Source organism: Bradyrhizobium nitroreducens, from assembly GCF_002776695.1.
GTDB classification, from domain to species: domain Bacteria; phylum Pseudomonadota; class Alphaproteobacteria; order Rhizobiales; family Xanthobacteraceae; genus Bradyrhizobium; species Bradyrhizobium nitroreducens.
In genome coordinates, this window is record NZ_LFJC01000003.1 from 3,786,914 (window position 1) to 3,804,104 (window position 17,191).

The following is a 17,191-nucleotide window of genomic DNA, read 5'->3' on the forward strand; positions in this document are numbered from 1 at the left end:
AGCACGCTCCGCGTCTCTCCGAGCAAAGCCACGACATCCAGGGCATGCTGAAGAGCGGCTTCGGCTCGCTCACCACCAGTTGTTTCAGGCTGCTGACGATCCGCGACGAGGCGCTGGCGAAGGCATGGCTCGCGGAGCTGCTCGACACCGGGCTGATCGTCAGCGCGAAGCAGGTTGGCAAGCCGAAACAAGAGAAGCAGGAAAAGAAGAAAGAGAATGAGAAAGCGACGAAGCCCCTCGATGCCGTCGTCGCGATCGGCTTCACCTATTCGGGGCTGGCGAAGCTGGGTTGCCGGGAAACCAGTGACCATCCGTTTCCGACGCCGTTCCGCAGCGGCATGGGCAGCGAATTGCGCGCCAGATTGTTGCGGGACGACGACCGGCAGTGGTCTTGGACCGATCGCGAAGGTCCGGGCGGCGGCGAGGTGGTGCACATCCTGCTGGCCGAATGGAAGGCGCGCGGCGCCGTCTCGCGGTTGCCCGAGATCAAATCGAGCGCTTTCTCCGTCATCGAGGTCGGCGAGGATTCCGATTTCTTCGACGGGGATGGCAAACTGCGTGAGCCGTTCGGATTTCGCGATGGTCTTGCCCAACCGGTGATACGGGGCCTCAGGGACGAGGACGGCGAGACCTTGAGGGCGGCTCGAGACGAGGCTGGCGATCTCTATGGCGACCGCCTCGTGGAGCCGGGCGAATTCATCCTGGGCTATCGCAACGAATACGACGAGTTGACCTTCTGCCCGAACGTGGAGGGATGGACGAGTGCCAACGGGCGATTCACCCTGAACGGAAGCTATCTCGCCGTACGTCAGTTCGAGCAGGATGTGACCGCGTTCAGGGCGTTCGAGATGGCGAACGCGGACTTCTTCGCGGCGAACGGCGTCTCGGCCGGCGAGAAGCTGATGGGGCGCAGGAAGAATGGACTTCCCTTGTCGTGGAAAGGCGACCCGACCGTGCCAGCGCCGGATTCGGCAGCCGATGCGTTCCGCTATCGTGTCGATGACGCCGACGGTTTCATGTGTCCCAAAGGCGCGCATGTGCGTCGTTCGAATCCCCGGGACTCACTCGGCATCGACGTGCAATCCAGCATCAAGTCATCCAAGCTGCACCGCTTGCTGCGGCGCGGCAGGCCGTACCGCGAGTCCTCGGGCCGCCAGGGCATCTTCTTCATCGCCTGCAATGCGGACCTCGAGCGGCAGTTCGAGTTCATTCACCAGCGCTGGCTGCAAAACCGGAGATTCGGAACGCTCGAAAGCCAGGATGATCCGGTCGTGGGGTCGCAGCCGTGCCCGAAGACCTTCACCATTCCGGGGCTGGCGAGCGGCCGCGAAGTTTCGCTGCAACATTTCACGCAGACGCTCGGCGGCGGCTATTTCTTCTTGCCTGGGATCGCAGCGCTGAGGTTCATCGCTCGCGCTTGATCGCCCTTATGGTCGCCGTTTGCCCTTGATCTTCCCGGAAAGCGCTCCGCACCTTCCGGATGACGCCTCAGTCCTGCGGCTCGGACGCGGCGTCGCCCTGCGCGTCGATGCGCAGCCAGCCGGAGGGCGCGAGACGCTGCTGCGGCAGGAAGCGGGCCTTGTAGTCCATCTTCTTGGAGCCCTCGATCCAGTAGCCGAGATAGACGTAAGGCAGGCCTTGCCGGCGGGCGCGGGCGATGTGGTCGAGGATCATGAAGGTGCCCATCGAGCGGCTGACCTGGCCCGGCTCGAAGAACGAATAGACCATCGACAGGCCGTCGCTGAGCACGTCGGTCAGCGCCACCGCGATCAGCTCCTCGCCGCGGCCGGTGATGCCGCTGTCGGGGCCGCGCTTGCGGTATTCGATGATGCGGGTCTCGACATGGCTGTCCTCGACCATCATGGCGTAGTCGAGCACGGTCATGTCGGCCATGCCGCCGTGGCGGTGGCGGGCGTCGAGATAGGCCCGGAACACCGAATATTGCTCGGAGGTCGGGACCGCACTGCGCTGCTCGCCGATGATGTCGGAATTGCGCGCCATCACCTTGCGGAAGTTGCGGGAGAGGCGGAACTCGTTGGCGACGACCCGGACCGAGACGCAGGCGCGGCACTGGTCGCAGGCTGGCCGGTAGGCGATCGACTGGCTGCGGCGGAAACCGCCATGGGTCAGGAGGTCGTTGAGGTCACCGGCGCGCTCCCCCACCAGGTGCGTGAACACCTTGCGCTCATGCCGGCCCGGCAGATAGGGGCAGGGCGAGGGCGCCGTGAGGTAGAATTGGGGGGTATCGCGCGAGTGCTGGGTCAAGGGACGTCGTGGGCCTCCGAAACGAGTATCAGCATCGCGCTACGGAAGCCCCTGGTCAATCGGTCTGCTCGGCAGGTCAGATCAGACAGCTTAAGTGATCCTGGTTGATAGGTCCTTGATCGCCGGCTCAATATGTCCTTGCGCCCTGCGGTACGGGCGCGCGGACGGAATTGTTGATCACGACCGTTCCCAGCACGAGGTCGTGCAGCAGGCGCCGGCGGCCATTGAACAGTCCGACCAGCACCACGAAGGGCGTCAGGAACGAGACCGAGACCCAGAACAGCACGGCGTGGGTGGCGCCGAGCACGAAATAGCCGGGCGCGCCGTACCAGGTGCGCAGCTCCAGATCCATCAGGCGCATGCCGATCGTGGCGGAGGAGGGGCCGCCGATGCAGGCACCATAATAGACGATGGCCCAGACCACGGAGGCCGGCCAGGCCAGCCAGAACAGCGCCCAGCCGATGCCGAGGGTGACCACGCCGAACAAGGCGATGAAGATGTAGCCGAGGATCACCGGCACCGAGATCACGACCATGTCGATCAAGAAGGCGAAGGCCCGCCGCGTTGCAACGCCGCGAAACAGCTCCGGGTGCAGATAGGGATCGTAGGCGTGCGGCTGCACCCCGCCGTCATTGCGCCAGGCGCCCGAATTGCCCGTCTCGTACGACATGATCCGTCCTCCCAAGGGGGAAACAGAGGGAAAAACCCTCGAGGCAGGACATGGGAGCAGGCTCATCCCCTGCCAAGGGCGCTGGGATGTCAACATGCCGAAATATTCCGGCGATTCGGGGGCGAGGGAGGGCACGATGTTGGCGCCGCAAACACCGGTGTCGTCCCGGACAAGCGAAGCGCAGATCCGGGATACATAACCACAGGGAGGAGTTTGGCGAAGACCGTTAGTTGATTTCGTCGGTACGAATACCGCGGATTACAGTTAGATTACGCGGTATGGGGCCCTGCGTACGCAGGGACGACAGTGAAGGTACCCCGCCAGCTTACCCCTGCGCCCGCAGCTTCTCTGCCGCCTTCGGCGCGAAATAGCTGAGCACGCCGTCGGCGCCGGCGCGCTTGAAGGCAAGCAGGCTCTCCATCATCGCGCGCTCGCCGTCGAGCCAGCCGTTGTTCGCGGCGGCTGCAATCATCGCGTATTCGCCGGAGACCTGATAGGCGAAGGTCGGCATCGCGAACGTATCCTTCACGCGGCGGACCACGTCGAGATAGGGCATGCCGGGCTTCACCATCACCATGTCGGCGCCTTCGGCGATGTCGAGCTCGACCTCGCGCAGCGCCTCGTCGGAGTTGGCGCTGTCCATCTGATAGGTGCGCTTGTCGCCGGTCAGCGTCTTGGCCGAGCCGATCGCGTCTCGGAAGGGCCCATAGAAGGCGGAGGCGTATTTGGCCGCATAGGCCATGATCTGCACGTCGGACAGGCCGGAGCGATCCAGTCCCTCGCGGATCGCGGCCACGCGGCCGTCCATCATGTCGGAGGGCGCGATGATGTCGCAGCCGGCCTCGGCCTGCACCAGGGCCTGGCGCACCAGCACCGCGACCGTCTCGTCGTTCAGGATCCTGCCGTCCGAGATCAGGCCATCATGGCCGTGGCTGGTGAAGGGATCGAGCGCGACGTCGCAGAGCAGGCCGATGTCCGGAAACTCCTTCTTGATCGCACGCACCGCCTGGCAAACCAGATTGTTCGGATTGGTCGCTTCAGAGCCTTCCTCGTCGCGCAGGGACGGGTCGGTGTAGGGAAACAGCGCGATGCAGGGAATGGTGAGCTTCATGGCGCGCTCGGCCTCGCGCACGGCCTGGTCGACGCTGAGGCGCTCGACGCCGGGCATCGAGGCGACCTGCTCGCGCTTGTTGTTGCCGTCGATCAGGAACAGCGGCCAGATCAGATCGTCGGTGGTGAGCACGTTCTCCCGCACCATGCGCCGGGCCCATTCGGCCTTGCGGTTGCGGCGCGGGCGGACGGTCAGATCGAGGGCATGGGGCACCATCGTGCCCTCGTGGCGCGAGACCTCGCGCAATTCGATCGGACGTCCGTATTTGATCGCCATCACTCTTCCTCCGGCTGGAATTATTCTTATACCAGCTCGCACGGTTCCCGTCACCGCGGCTTGACCTGCCGCAAGGCAGAGTTGAACGGAAGGCGCGGCCGATTGATTTTGCAGGGCGAAGCAGCCACAAAGGGCCCATGTCCGAGATCTCCACCCGCGATGCGGCCCGCGACGGCGCAAGGGACACTACCAGAGACGCCGCCAGAGAGACCGCCAGAGAGACCGCCATGTCGGTCGCTGCGATCTCGTCGGAGCGGACCGAGTCCGACGACAATGTCTGGACGCGCCGCCTGGTGCTGTTCCTGCGGGTGATGGCGCTGCTCTCGATCCTGAAGGGGCTCTATCACTGGGCGCAGGTTACCGGCTTCGTCGGCGGCGAGGACGAGGCGTTCGAGAACCAGTCGATGGCCTGGCAGGCCGCCACCGTCTACTTCGCCGTGATCGAGCTCGTCGCCGCGGTCGGGCTATGGCTGGCGACGCCATGGGGCGCGGTGGTGTGGCTGACCACCGTGGTGTCGATGGCGGTGATCGAGCTGATGTTCCCGGGAATCTACGGCGGCAGCCTGATCGTCGTCGGCGTCGAGGCCTTCATGCTTGCCGCTTATCTCGCGCTCGCGTGGATGGCCGCGCGCGAACGGCCGCCGTAGGGCGGACGATCGCAAAGCACACTCTCGTGCCCCGGACGCAGCGCAGCGCTCCTTCAGCGGTGCGCTGCAGAGCCGGGGCCCATCTCTCCGCAATCTCGCTTTGAAACATCTGGGTCCCGGCTCTGCGCGCCGCTTTGCGGCGCTTGTCCGGGACACGAGAGTGTTCAGCTTGGTTGACCGCTGGTTGCCTAAAATTTGCGGTAAGTTTTCGTTGACCAGCCGGTTCCGCCACAGCTCTTACGCGCCCGTTTCGAAACGGAGCGGGGCTGTTCTGGAATGCGACAGGTGCGGCGGACGGAGGGTGAACAGGACCTTGCGAAGGTCAACAGAGAGTTGCGAAAAGTGCTTGTGGCACAGGCTTAATCCGCAATTCACTGTCTTAAATTCATGATCTCTTTATTCTCTTATTTAAGCCGATCTTCAAACGCGCCCCTTAAGTTGCACCTATCAGACGGGACACAAGTTTCGTCGAATAAGTGTCGATAAAAACGACAACAGGGGAAGTGTCATGATGAAAGCCGTCGCAACTGCGGCAGATACCGCAGAGCGCGTCTCCGGCCAGCAGGGTTCGGTGCAGTCGCTCTATCTGGAAGCTTTGACTCTGGTGGAGCGGCTGCATCGCCGGCTCCTCGACGTGATCAAGGACGAATTCGATCGCCGCGGCCGCGCGGACATCAACTCGGTGCAGGCGCTCCTGCTCTACAACATCGGCGACAAGGAGCTGACCGCGGGCGAGCTGCGCACGCGCGGTTACTATCTCGGCTCCAACGTCTCCTACAATCTGAAGAAGCTCGTCGAGCTCGGCTTCCTCGATCATCAGCGCTCGCGCGTCGATCGCCGCTCGGTGCGCATCCGCCTGACCCCGCAGGGCCAGGAAGTCCGCCGCATCGTCGATGCGCTCTACCAGAAGCACGTCAAGACGGTCGAGCAGGTCGGCGGCATCTCGGGCGAGGAATTCTCGACCCTCAACAAGTCGCTGCATCGCCTCGAGCGGTTCTGGACCGACCAGATCTTGTATCGGCTCTGATTTTTCCAAGGGATTAGGCCAAGCCGGCCCGCAACAAGACCGGCAAGCTTCCCAAAACGTGCCTGACTTCCCCAAGCGCATCGGCCCGGAGTTGCCCCCGGACCGGTGCGTTTACATTTTTGCACCTGCGAAAAAAGTCGCGCCTGCGAGGAACCAGTTCCGCCCTCGGTGCTTATCTCCTTCGGATCGGAGACATGTCGATGCTGGTCGAGCGCGGGCTTCAGGCGATGAACGTGGAACTCGTGAGCGAGGCCTACGCCATCGCCGCGAATTACCTTCGCCGGTCCGGCGCGATCCCCGATACGCTCGTCACCGACGAACGCCTGCTCGGGATCATCGTGAAGCTGCTCCAGCACGGCGAATTCAACAGGATCAGGCTCGCCAACAAGGCGATCGCCCGGTTCGAGGCGCAGGCCGAGGCCCGCGCGGTTGCCTGATCAACAGTCCCAAAACACCGACGAACCAGAGGGTGCCATGGAAGCCGCCATCGACCGCATCATGCAGACCTATGACCTGCTCGCCAACCGCACCGCCGCGGCCAGCGAGGAGGCGAGGGCCAAGGTCACGAACTACCTCAACACCCTGATGGAAGCCGGCGAGAAGGACCCGCACAGGTTGACAGTCTGCGGCCTGACCTACCTGCGGCAGCTCGACGGCAGCGTGGACCCGGTGAAGGCGGGGTATACGGGGCTGTGACGGGACATTGGCCGCAGTCCGCCGCCCAGGGGTGAGACGTTAAGGCCCGAAGCGGTCCCATTTCGGGTTTAGGCGGACGGGCGGTTCCTCGAACCGGCCCGGTTGCCGAAATTCCCCGATCCCCACCATATCTTGCACAAATATCGAGCCCGACCCGCAAATGCTTGGCCTGTTGCGGGCGATGTGGTAGATCGCGCGTGCTTCCGATCGCCACACCAGACCCGCCCGTAGCCCGCCAAAAGGCTGCGGCGGTGGAGATATTCGCAAGATGACCTCAGCCAAGAACTCTACAGCGTCCGCCTCCGCGCCCGATTCGTTTTTCACCGCCTCGCTCGAGCAGGCCGACCCGGACATCGCCGCCGCCATCAAGGGTGAGCTCGGCCGTCAGCGCCATGAGGTCGAGCTGATCGCCTCCGAGAACATCGTCAGCCGGGCCGTGCTGGAAGCGCAGGGTTCGGTGATGACCAACAAGTACGCTGAGGGTTATCCGGGCGCGCGCTACTATGGCGGTTGTGAGTGGGTCGACGTCGCCGAGAATCTTGCGATCGATCGCGCCAAGAAGCTGTTCGGCGCCAAATTCGCCAACGTGCAGCCGAACTCCGGCAGCCAGATGAACCAGGCGGTGTTCCTGGCGCTGCTGCAGCCCGGCGACACCTTCATGGGCCTCGACCTTGCGGCCGGCGGCCATCTCACCCACGGCTCGCCCGTCAACATGAGCGGCAAGTGGTTCAAGGCCGCGCACTACACCGTGCGCCGCGAGGACCAGATCATCGACATGGATGCGGTCGCCAAGCAGGCCGAGGAGGTCAAGCCGAAGCTGATCGTCGCCGGCGGCTCGGCCTATTCGCGCGCCTGGGACTTCAAGCGCTTCCGCGAGATCGCCGACAGCGTCGGCGCGTATCTGCTGGTCGACATGGCCCACTTCGCCGGCCTCGTTGCCGGCGGCGTGCATGCCTCGCCGGTGCCGCATGCCCACATCACCACGACGACGACGCACAAATCGCTGCGCGGCCCGCGCGGCGGCCTGATGCTGTGGAATGACGAGGCGCTGACCAAGAAGTTCAACTCGGCGATCTTCCCGGGTCTGCAGGGCGGCCCCCTGATGCACGTGATCGCGGCCAAGGCGGTCGCCTTCGGCGAGGCGCTGCGTCCGGACTTCAAGGTCTACGCCAAGAACGTCGTCGAGAACGCCAAGGCGCTGGCAGAAGCGATGAAGAGCCACGGCTTCGACATCGTCTCCGGCGGCACCGACAACCATCTGATGCTGGTCGATCTCAGGCCGAAGGGCCTGAAGGGCAACGCCTCGGAGAAGGCGCTGGTTCGCGCTGCCATCACCTGCAACAAGAACGGCATTCCGTTCGACCCCGAGTCGCCCTTCGTCACCTCCGGTATTCGTCTGGGCACGCCGGCGGCCACCACCCGCGGCTTCGGCGTCGCCGAATTCCAGCAGGTCGGCGGCATGATCGCCGAGGTCCTCAACGCGATCGCGCAGTCCTCCGACGGCAAGGCGCCGCTGGTGGAAGCCGCGATCAAGGAACGGGTCAAGGCGCTCACCGACCGGTTCCCGATCTATCAATAAGGCCAAGAGAACTGATTAAGGTCAACGGATGCGCTGCCCGAACTGCAACAGTCTCGATACGCAGGTAAAGGACTCGCGTCCGACCGAGGACTCTTCCGTCATTCGCAGGCGGCGCGTGTGCGTCGCCTGCGAATTTCGCTTCACCACCTTCGAGCGCGTGCAGCTGCGCGAGCTCACGGTGATCAAGCGCAACGGCCGCCGCGTGCCGTTCGACCGTGACAAGCTGATGCGCTCGGTGTCGATCAGTCTGCGCAAGCGGCCGGTCGAGCCGGAAAGGGTGGAGAAGATGGTCTCCACCATCGTGCGCGAGCTCGAGACCGGCGGCGAGGCCGAGATCTCGTCCGAGGTGATCGGCGAGACCGTGATGGAGCATCTGCGTACGCTCGACGACGTCGCCTATGTGCGCTTCGCCTCGGTCTACCGCAATTTCCGCGAGGCCAAGGATTTCGCCAACGTGCTCGGCGAGCTCTCCGGTGAGGAGGAAGCGCGGCTTGCCGCGATCCGCAAATGATCTTCCGTATCCTGGAAGATCAGTTCGCGCAGAAGGCCCGTGAGGCCAAGGACGCCGATCTTCGTTTCATGCAGCTGGCGCTGGCGCTGGGGAGGCGCGGGCAGGGTCGCACCTGGCCCAATCCGGCCGTGGGTGCCGTCATCGTCAAGGACGGCGTCATCGTCGGCCGCGGCTGGACGCAACCAGGCGGGCGGCCGCATGGCGAGCCCGAGGCTTTGCGGCGCGCAGGAGAAGCCGCCCGCGGCGCCACGCTCTACGTCACGCTCGAGCCGTGCTCGCATTTCGGCAAGTCGCCGCCTTGCGCAGATGCGGTGATCGCCGCCGGTATCAAGCGGGTGGTGGCGGCGATCGAGGATCCCAATCCGGAGGTCGCAGGGCAGGGGCATGCACGCCTGCGCGCTGCCGGCATCGCGGTGGACGTAGGCCTGTGCGCGGCGGAGGCCGCGTTCGACCATGCCGGCCATTTCCGCCGCATCCGGGACCAGCGTCCGCACGTGATCCTGAAGCTCGCGGTTTCGCCCGACGGCAAGATCGGCGCCGCCGGCGGCAAGCCGGTCGCGATCACGGGGGAGGCGGCGCGCAATCGCGTGCATCTGCTGCGCGCGCAGAGCGATGCGATCCTGGTCGGCATCGGCACGGTGCTGGCGGACGATCCGCAGCTCAATTGCCGCCTGCCGGGCATGGCGGCGCGCTCGCCAGTGCGTGTGGTGCTCGACCAGAGCCTGCGCATCCCCGCTTCAAGCCAGCTCGTGCGCTCCGCGCGCGAGACGCCGCTGTGGGTCATCGCTTCTGAGCTTGCGGAGCCTGCCGCTGCAACCCGCCTTGGTGCGGCCGGTGCGCAAATATTGCGCGTGCCTGCAGGCAGTGCATCAGGGCTCGATTTGCCGGCCACACTGCATGCGTTGGCCGGGAAGGGCATCACGCGGCTGATGGTCGAGGGCGGCAGCCGCGTTGCGGCATCGTTCGTGTCCGCCGACCTCGCCGACGAGATCTGGCTGTTCCGCGGCGCGGAAGCGGTGGGCCCTCGCGGCGTCGATGCGCTCGATGCATTGCCCCTGTCGGAAATCACGCAGTCGCAGGCCTACAAGGTTCATGCTAGCGAGACATTCGGCCAGGATACTTCCAAGGACACTCTCACCATCTACGAGCGCGCGTAATGTTCACCGGCATTGTCACCGATATCGGCGAGATCGTCAGCTTCACGCCCGTGGTGCAAGGGCAGCTGCACCGGCTGCGCATCGCCTGCAGCTACGATCAGACCACCATCGCCGACGGCGCCTCGATCGCCAGCAACGGCGTGTGCCTGACGGTGGTCGCCTCCGGCGTCGCGGGCGGCAAAACCTGGTACGATGTCGATGCGGCGGCGGAGACGCTGGCGCTGACCACGGCCAAGCACTGGAAACTGGGCACGAAGCTCAATCTCGAGCGCGCGCTCAAGATCGGCGACGAGCTCGGCGGCCATATCGTCGCCGGCCATGTCGACGGGATCGCGACCATTGTCAGGCGCGAGGACCTGCCCGACATGGCGCGGTTCGAGCTCTCCACCACGCGGGAGCTGGCGCGGTTCATCGCCACCAAGGGCTCGATCACGCTCGACGGCGTCTCGCTGACGGTCAATTCGGTCAAGGACGTGACCTTTACGGTGCTGATCATCCCGCACACGCTCGAGGTCACCACGATCGGTGGCTGGAAGGCGGGCAGCGAGGTTAATATCGAGGTCGATCTGATGGCCCGCTATGCGGCGCGGCTGACGGAAATGAAGTGACGGCGAAGCCGCATGGAGGCGGTGGTGTCGACGGCTCCAGAGCTTTCCGAACGTCCACGACCAGTCACACGCGATGCACAGACGATCACTCGTATCGTGCGCGTCAATCATGCCGGTGAGTTCGGAGCTATCAGGATCTATTCGGCGCAGCTCTGGGTGGCCCGACATTTCGTCCCGGATTGTTGTCCTGCGCTGGAGGATATGCTGCAGGACGAGCGTAACCATTGCGCGATTTTCCGAGCGGCGATGCCTCCGCGTAATTCGCGGCCGTGCCGGATCATGCAATTGTGGAGCTGCGGCGGCTGGGTGCTGGGGTTTTTGACCGCCTGCCTCGGTCGCAACGGGATATGGGCCTGCACGGCGGCCGTGGAGGCTGCTGTTCACCGTCACCTCGACGATCAGCTCCATTTCCTCGCAACGCGCGATCCAGAGCTGCATCGCGTGATCCTGTCGATCAGGGCCGAGGAGCTCGCACATCTCAGGCACGCCGAGGATCGTTTGCGGGAAAAGCGGGCCAGCTTGCGCCTGCTGCGCGACGTCATTTCCGTCCTGACCGACATGCTGATCTGGCTGTCGACATGGGGCGATTCAATGCATATGGCCCGTGCATTGAAAGCGGCCGGGACAGGGTCCATCTGAGCATATCGCTGAGCCGCTTTGCCCGACTTCCTGCTTGGAATTGACGGTTCGGACGACTACAAAGACCCCCAAATTTCCGGCCGCCGCTGCTGCGACTGTCGTTAACTCCAAACGGATCGAAGAATGGCTGACGCACGGCGTGCACCCCTGAAGGACCAGACCGACATTTCCGGCGCACGGGCGCTGATTGTCGAGGCAAGGTTCTATGACGATCTCCAGGACGCGCTTCTGGACGGCGCCGTGACCGAGTTGAAGGCGGCCGGCCTCACCCATGACGTCATCACCGTTCCGGGCGCGCTCGAAATTCCGGCGGCCGTGGCCATCGCGGTGGATGCCGCGGCGGCGAACGGCAAGCCTTATGACGCGGTGATCGCGCTTGGCTGCGTGATCCGCGGCGACACCATTCACTTCGAGATCGTCTCGCAGGAATCCTCGCGCGCGCTGATGGACCTCGCCGTGGCGCGAAAGCTGCCGCTCGGCAACGGCATCCTCACCGTCAACAACGAGGAGCAGGCCTGGGCACGGGCGCGCGCCAGCGAGCTCAACAAGGGCGGCGATGCCGCGCGCGCCGCGCTTGCCATGCTGCGCATCAAGCGCCGCCTGGCGCGGGCCTGACGCCATGGTCGATTCCAAGAAAACGGCTGATCCCAGGAAACCGGCGGGCGCTCCGGAAAAGAAGGCGAACCGGCGCGGTGCGGCGCGGCTCGCCGCCGTCCAGGCGCTGTACCAGATGGACATCGCGGGCGCCGGCATCAACGACATCTTCGCGGAGTTCGAGAGCCATTGGCTCGGCAACGAGGTCGAGGGCGACACCTACCTGCCGGCGGAAGCCGCGTTCTTCCGCGACGTCGTTTCCGGCGTCGTGCGCGACCAGAAGAAGCTCGATCCCTTGATCGACGAGGCATTGTCGAAGGGCTGGCCGCTCAAGCGGATCGAGGCGATCCTGCGCGCGGTGCTGCGGGCAGGGGCTTACGAGCTCCAGCATCGCAAGGACGTGCCGGGCCGCGTCGTCGTCTCCGAATATGTCGATGTCGCCAATGCCTTCGTCGACCGCGAGGAAACCGGCATGGTCAACGCCGTGCTCGACCAGATCGGCCGCCAATTCCGCGGCGAAGAGTTCGGGCGGGGGTAGTTTCCCGCAACAGCGGTGAATTGATGCGAGACGGCTGCCCCATACCCCGTCGTCATCACCCGCGAAGGCGGGTGATCCAGTACGCCGCGGCCCATCGAGTTCACACGACCGTCTCTGGAATACTGGATCGCCCGGTCAGGCCGGGCGATGACAGTGGCGTATGGGACGAGTGCCGATGACCACTCCGCAAAACCCCTCCGCCGAAGACTCCCTCATCGCGCGCTATTTCAAGCCGCTGGCGACCGATCCCGGTGCGTTCGGGCTGGTCGATGATGCTGCGGTGCTGTCGTCATCCGGCGACGACATCGTCGTCACCACCGACGCCATCGTCGAGGGCGTGCACTATCTTGCCAGCGATCCCCCTGACACCATCGCGCGCAAGGCGCTGCGGGTGAACCTGTCCGATCTCGCCGCCAAGGGCGCGGTGCCCGCCGGCTTCGTGCTGACGCTGGCGCTGCGAGCCAAGGAGGATGGCTGGCTTCGGCCCTTTGCGGACGCGCTGGGCGAGGACGCAATGGAATTTGCATGTCCGCTGCTCGGCGGCGACACGGTCTCGACGCCGGGCCCGCAGATGATCTCGATCACCGCCTTTGGCCGCGTGCCGAAAGGGCGGATGGTCGGCCGCACCGGCGCCAGGCCGGGCGATCGCATCCTGGTGACGGGTACGATCGGCGATGCCGCGCTCGGCCTCGACGTGCTCACGGGCGGCGCCGCCGCGGCGGCGCTCGCCACCGATCCCGTCGCAGGGCAGGCCCTGGTCTCGCGCTATCGCGTGCCGCAGCCGCGCAATGTGCTGGCGCGGGCCGTGCGCGATCATGCGACCGCGGCGATGGACGTCTCCGACGGCCTCGCCGGCGATCTGGTGAAGCTCTGTGCGGCCTCCGGCGTCTCGGCCACGGTCGACGTGATGAGCGTGCCGCTCTCGGCCGCGGCAGCAGGCCTCATCGCCCGCAACGTCGTTTGTGTCGAGACGCTGCTCGCAGGGGGCGATGATTACGAGGTGCTGTGCACTGTTCCGCCGGCGCAGGTCGATGCGCTGCTCGCGGCGGGGCGGGCGGCCGGCCTTGCCGTCACGGCGATCGGCACGATCGTCGCGGGGCAGCAGCGGATGCGCTTCCTGGACGGGCAGGGCCAGGAACTGGTTTTGAAGCGGCTGTCCTACAGCCACTTCTAGGAATCGCTCCAACCCGCATCTTGGTTTTCGGCACCTCGTCCTAAATACCTGCCGAGATCGGCGTTTTCGCCCCTATCCGGCGTTGCACCCTCAATTTGATTTTGGCAAGCTCGCGCTCGACTGAGGCCGCCCCTTTTGGGCAAGGGGCGGCTTTGTTCGAAATCAAGGCGCCGCGCCGCACGACGGACAACAAAAGGCGCCGGGGGTACATCAAGGATCTGAGGCATAAATCACATGACAGCATTATGGTTGATAGTACTCTGCGGAGTGCTTTCCGTCGTCTACGCGATTTGGGCGACGTCTTCGGTGTTGAGCGCGGATGCGGGGTCGCCGCGCATGCAAGAAATTGCAGGAGCGGTCGCTGAGGGTGCTCAGGCGTATCTGCGGCGCCAATACACCACGATCGGTATCGTCGGCATCGTCATCTTCGTCTTGCTCGTCTATTTCCTCGGAATCTACGTCGCCATCGGCTTCCTGATCGGCGCGGTCCTGTCGGGGGCCGCCGGCTTCATCGGCATGAACGTCTCGGTCCGCGCCAATGTGCGTACGGCCCAGGCGGCGACGACGTCGCTCGCCGGTGGCCTCGAGCTCGCCTTCAAGGCAGGCGCGATCACCGGTATGCTGGTGGCAGGTCTCGCATTGCTCGGCGTGACGCTCTATTTCGGCTTCCTGGTGCATTCGCTGAAGCTCGCGCCCGACAGCCGTGTCGTCGTCGACGCCTTGGTGGCGCTCGGCTTCGGCGCCTCGCTGATCTCGATCTTCGCCCGTCTCGGCGGCGGCATCTTCACCAAGGGCGCGGACGTCGGCGGCGACCTCGTCGGCAAGGTCGAGGCCGGCATTCCCGAGGACGATCCGCGCAACCCGGCCACGATCGCCGACAACGTCGGCGACAATGTCGGCGACTGCGCCGGCATGGCCGCGGACCTGTTCGAGACCTATGCGGTGACCGCGGTCGCCACCATGGTGCTCGCCGCGATCTTCTTCGCCAAGACGCCGATCCTCGCCAACATGATGACGCTGCCGCTCGCGATCGGCGGCATCTGCATCATCACGTCGATCATCGGCACCTTCTTCGTCAAGCTCGGCCCGAGCCAGTCGATCATGGGCGCGCTCTACAAGGGCCTGATCGCAACCGGCGTCCTGTCGCTGGTCGGCATCGGCGGCGTGATCTACGCGCTGATCGGGTTCGGCAAGCTCGACGGCGTCGACTACACCGGCATGGCGCTGTTCGAATGCGGCGTGGTCGGCCTCGTCGTCACCGCGCTGATCATCTGGATCACCGAATACTACACCGGCACGGACTATCGTCCGGTGAAGTCGATCGCCCAGGCCTCGGTGACCGGCCACGGCACCAACGTGATCCAGGGCCTTGCCGTCTCGATGGAAGCGACCGCGCTGCCCGCGCTCGTCATCATCGCCGGCATCCTGGTCACCTACAGCCTCGCCGGCCTGTTCGGCATCGCGATCGCGACCGCCACCATGCTGGCGCTGGCCGGCATGATCGTCGCGCTCGACGCCTTCGGCCCGGTGACAGACAACGCCGGCGGCATCGCCGAGATGGCGGGCCTGCCGAAGGAAGTGCGCAAGTCGACCGATGCGCTCGACGCGGTCGGCAACACCACCAAGGCGGTGACGAAGGGTTACGCGATCGGCTCCGCCGGTCTCGGCGCTCTCGTGCTGTTCGCGGCCTACAACCAGGACCTCAAGTTCTTCGTTGGGGATTCCGCGCACCATCCCTACTTCGCGGGCGTCAATCCAGACTTCTCGCTGAACAATCCCTACGTCGTGGTGGGCCTGCTGTTCGGCGGCCTCCTGCCGTATCTGTTCGGCGCGATGGGCATGACCGCGGTCGGCCGTGCCGCGAGCGCGATCGTCGAGGAGGTCCGGCGCCAGTTCCGCGAGAAGCCGGGCATCATGCAGGGCACCGACAAGCCTGATTATGGCAAGGCGGTCGACCTGCTGACCAAGGCGGCGATCAAGGAGATGATCATCCCCTCGCTGCTCCCGGTGCTGTCGCCCATCTTCGTTTATTTCGCGATCTATGCGATCGCGGGCGGCGGGGTGGCCGGCAAGTCGGCGGCGTTCTCGGCCGTCGGCGCCATGCTGCTCGGCGTGATCGTGACGGGCCTGTTCGTCGCGATCTCCATGACCTCGGGCGGCGGCGCCTGGGACAACGCCAAGAAGTACATCGAGGACGGTCATTTCGGCGGCAAGGGCTCTGACGCCCACAAGTCGGCGGTGACCGGTGACACCGTCGGCGATCCCTACAAGGACACGGCGGGCCCCGCGGTGAATCCGATGATCAAGATCACCAACATCGTGGCCCTGCTGCTGCTGGCGATCCTGGCGCACTGAGCGGCGCGAACGAGACAAGACAGAACCCCGCGGCGCGAGCCGCGGGGTTTTTGTTTCTCGCCGTCATTCCGGGGCGGTCCAAAGGACCGAACCCGGAATCTCGAGATTCCGGGTTCGGCTCTTTCGAGCCGCCCCGGAATGACGCTTCGCGTCACTGCACGTCCATCTGCAGCCCTTCCTTCTGGATGATGCCGGCGAACTTCTTCGTCTCGGCGTCCACGAAGGCGGCGAACTGCTCCGGCGTGCCGTAATCGGCGCGGGCGCCCATGGCGGCGATCTGCTTCTTGACGTCGTCGCGCTCCAGCATCGCCTTGACCTGGAGATTGAGCGCGCCCAGCACCTCCGGCGAGACGCCCTTCGGCAGGAACACCGAGAACCACGACGAGACGTCGAAATTCGCAAGCTCCGGCGCGCTCTCGCGCATGGTCGGCAGGTTAGGGGCGAGGTCGCTGCGCTCGGGCGTGGTGACGCAGAGGCCGGTGAGGGTGCCATTCTGCACCTGCGGCAGGCTCGGATAGAGATTGTCGAACAGGATCTGGATGTCGCCGGCGAGCGCGGCCTGCAGCGCGGGTCCGGCGCCGCGGAACGGGATGTGCGTCATCTTCAGCCCGGTGAGCTGCAGGAACCAGGCGCCGGTGAGGTGAGGGCTCTGGCCGACGCCGGAGGAGGCGTAGCTGAGCTTGTCCGGATTGGCCTTGAGAAAGGCGATCAGCTCGGCAACCGACTTGATGCCGGTCTTCGGATGCGCCGAGACGATGTTCGGGATCCGGATCATGTTGGAGACCGGCTGGAGCTGGTCCGGCTTGTAGGTGAGGTTCTTGAAGATGCTGTAGGCGATCGCGTTCGGACCGGGATTGCCGATCAGGATGGTGTGGCCGTCAGGCTTGGCGCGGACCACCTCGGCCGTGCCGATGGTGCCACCGCCGCCTGAGCGGTTTTCAACGACGGCCGACTGGCCCCATGCGGTTTGCAGATGTGCGGCGAGGAGCCGGCCCATCACGTCGGTCGAGCCGCCGGCTGCGGCCGGGACGACGAGACGAACGGTCTCGGTCGGTTTCCAGTCCGCAAGGCTCGATCGCGGCAGGATGGCCGCGGCCGAAAGGCCCGCAGCAGCGGTGAGCACGCGACGGCGGGACAACAAAGTGTTCTGAAGTTTCTTGGGCACGAATCCAACTCCCTGCTTCTTGCTTTGCAGCGAGCGTAAGGAACCCGACTTGCGACGGCAAGTCGCACGCGACCACAAAGGCCGCGCAGACGGTGGCACGACGCCGCAGGCGAGCGCCATTTACCTTCCGGCGGAATTGGAGCCGCGCGAGATGCTCGCCTTGAAGCGTTGTCGCGACG

General features: G+C 65.1%; 18 protein-coding genes. 14 read left to right on the top strand and 4 right to left on the bottom strand.

Going from position 1 to position 17,191, the window contains the following annotated elements:
* Positions 1 to 44 precede the first annotated feature (44 nt).
* Entirely contained in the window at positions 45 to 1,421 is a 1,377-nt protein-coding gene (locus TSA1_RS18345; RefSeq protein WP_245448339.1) for a Dyp-type peroxidase, read from the top strand.
* A 67-nt stretch (positions 1,422 to 1,488) separates the two neighbouring features.
* Here TSA1_RS18345 and TSA1_RS18350 read toward each other — a convergent pair whose 3' ends face one another.
* The 3 genes from TSA1_RS18350 to hemB all read right to left on the bottom strand — a co-directional run bounded on the left by TSA1_RS18350 (position 1,489) and on the right by hemB (position 4,322).
* Complete coding sequence (locus tag TSA1_RS18350) at positions 1,489 to 2,265, bottom strand: arginyltransferase (RefSeq protein ID WP_100177583.1); 777 nt, start codon at positions 2,263 to 2,265, stop codon at positions 1,489 to 1,491.
* A gap of 127 nt (positions 2,266 to 2,392) precedes the next feature.
* Positions 2,393 to 2,935: an RDD family protein gene (locus tag TSA1_RS18355; RefSeq protein WP_100177584.1), complete on the bottom strand. Its 543-nt coding sequence runs from the start codon at positions 2,933 to 2,935 to the stop codon at positions 2,393 to 2,395.
* Between the two features lie 325 nt (positions 2,936 to 3,260).
* A complete protein-coding gene (hemB, locus tag TSA1_RS18360) occupies positions 3,261 to 4,322 on the bottom strand; it encodes a porphobilinogen synthase (RefSeq protein WP_174718964.1) in 1,062 nt (353 codons plus the stop codon).
* Between the two features lie 137 nt (positions 4,323 to 4,459).
* Here hemB and TSA1_RS18365 point away from each other — a divergent pair, with 137 nt between their 5' ends.
* The 13 genes from TSA1_RS18365 to TSA1_RS18430 all read left to right on the top strand — a co-directional run bounded on the left by TSA1_RS18365 (position 4,460) and on the right by TSA1_RS18430 (position 15,847).
* Entirely contained in the window at positions 4,460 to 4,969 is a 510-nt protein-coding gene (locus tag TSA1_RS18365) for a DUF6163 family protein (RefSeq protein ID WP_100177585.1), read from the top strand.
* Between the two features lie 508 nt (positions 4,970 to 5,477).
* Positions 5,478 to 5,996 carry a transcriptional regulator LdtR gene (gene ldtR / locus TSA1_RS18375; RefSeq protein ID WP_018320040.1) on the top strand — a complete coding sequence of 173 codons (519 nt, stop codon included), beginning with the start codon at positions 5,478 to 5,480 and terminating at the stop codon, positions 5,994 to 5,996.
* A 200-nt stretch (positions 5,997 to 6,196) separates the two neighbouring features.
* Positions 6,197 to 6,433: a hypothetical protein gene (locus TSA1_RS18380; protein ID WP_100181200.1), complete on the top strand. Its 237-nt coding sequence runs from the start codon at positions 6,197 to 6,199 to the stop codon at positions 6,431 to 6,433.
* 37 nt (positions 6,434 to 6,470) lie between these two features.
* Positions 6,471 to 6,692, top strand: a complete 222-nt coding sequence (locus TSA1_RS18385; protein ID WP_014494771.1) for a hypothetical protein — start codon at positions 6,471 to 6,473, stop codon at positions 6,690 to 6,692.
* Between the two features lie 268 nt (positions 6,693 to 6,960).
* Positions 6,961 to 8,271 (top strand): serine hydroxymethyltransferase, encoded by a 1,311-nt coding sequence (gene glyA / locus TSA1_RS18390; RefSeq protein ID WP_100177586.1) that lies wholly within the window; start codon positions 6,961 to 6,963, stop codon positions 8,269 to 8,271.
* Between the two features lie 28 nt (positions 8,272 to 8,299).
* Complete coding sequence (gene nrdR / locus TSA1_RS18395; protein WP_100177587.1) at positions 8,300 to 8,782, top strand: transcriptional regulator NrdR; 483 nt, start codon at positions 8,300 to 8,302, stop codon at positions 8,780 to 8,782.
* A complete protein-coding gene (gene ribD, locus TSA1_RS18400) occupies positions 8,779 to 9,939 on the top strand; it encodes a bifunctional diaminohydroxyphosphoribosylaminopyrimidine deaminase/5-amino-6-(5-phosphoribosylamino)uracil reductase RibD (protein WP_100177588.1) in 1,161 nt (386 codons plus the stop codon). The genes nrdR and ribD overlap by 4 nt, the downstream gene beginning before the upstream one ends.
* Positions 9,939 to 10,547: a riboflavin synthase gene (locus tag TSA1_RS18405; RefSeq protein WP_100177589.1), complete on the top strand. Its 609-nt coding sequence runs from the start codon at positions 9,939 to 9,941 to the stop codon at positions 10,545 to 10,547. The genes ribD and TSA1_RS18405 overlap by 1 nt, the downstream gene beginning before the upstream one ends.
* A 21-nt stretch (positions 10,548 to 10,568) precedes the next feature.
* Complete coding sequence (locus TSA1_RS18410) at positions 10,569 to 11,186, top strand: demethoxyubiquinone hydroxylase family protein (RefSeq protein WP_430649800.1); 618 nt, start codon at positions 10,569 to 10,571, stop codon at positions 11,184 to 11,186.
* Positions 11,187 to 11,309: 123 nt separating this feature from the next.
* Positions 11,310 to 11,801, top strand: coding sequence for a 6,7-dimethyl-8-ribityllumazine synthase (gene ribH / locus TSA1_RS18415; protein WP_100177591.1), 492 nt, complete (start codon positions 11,310 to 11,312; stop codon positions 11,799 to 11,801).
* Between the two features lie 4 nt (positions 11,802 to 11,805).
* Positions 11,806 to 12,318 carry a transcription antitermination factor NusB gene (nusB, locus tag TSA1_RS18420; protein ID WP_100177592.1) on the top strand — a complete coding sequence of 171 codons (513 nt, stop codon included), beginning with the start codon at positions 11,806 to 11,808 and terminating at the stop codon, positions 12,316 to 12,318.
* Between the two features lie 175 nt (positions 12,319 to 12,493).
* A complete protein-coding gene (thiL, locus tag TSA1_RS18425; protein ID WP_100177593.1) occupies positions 12,494 to 13,492 on the top strand; it encodes a thiamine-phosphate kinase in 999 nt (332 codons plus the stop codon).
* A 234-nt stretch (positions 13,493 to 13,726) separates the two neighbouring features.
* Positions 13,727 to 15,847, top strand: a complete 2,121-nt coding sequence (locus TSA1_RS18430; RefSeq protein WP_100177594.1) for a sodium-translocating pyrophosphatase — start codon at positions 13,727 to 13,729, stop codon at positions 15,845 to 15,847.
* 151 nt (positions 15,848 to 15,998) lie between these two features.
* Here TSA1_RS18430 and TSA1_RS18435 read toward each other — a convergent pair whose 3' ends face one another.
* The gene (locus TSA1_RS18435) at positions 15,999 to 17,012 is read right to left on the bottom strand and encodes a Bug family tripartite tricarboxylate transporter substrate binding protein (protein WP_100177595.1); all 1,014 of its coding nucleotides are present in this window, start codon (positions 17,010 to 17,012) and stop codon (positions 15,999 to 16,001) included.
* Positions 17,013 to 17,191 lie beyond the last annotated feature (179 nt).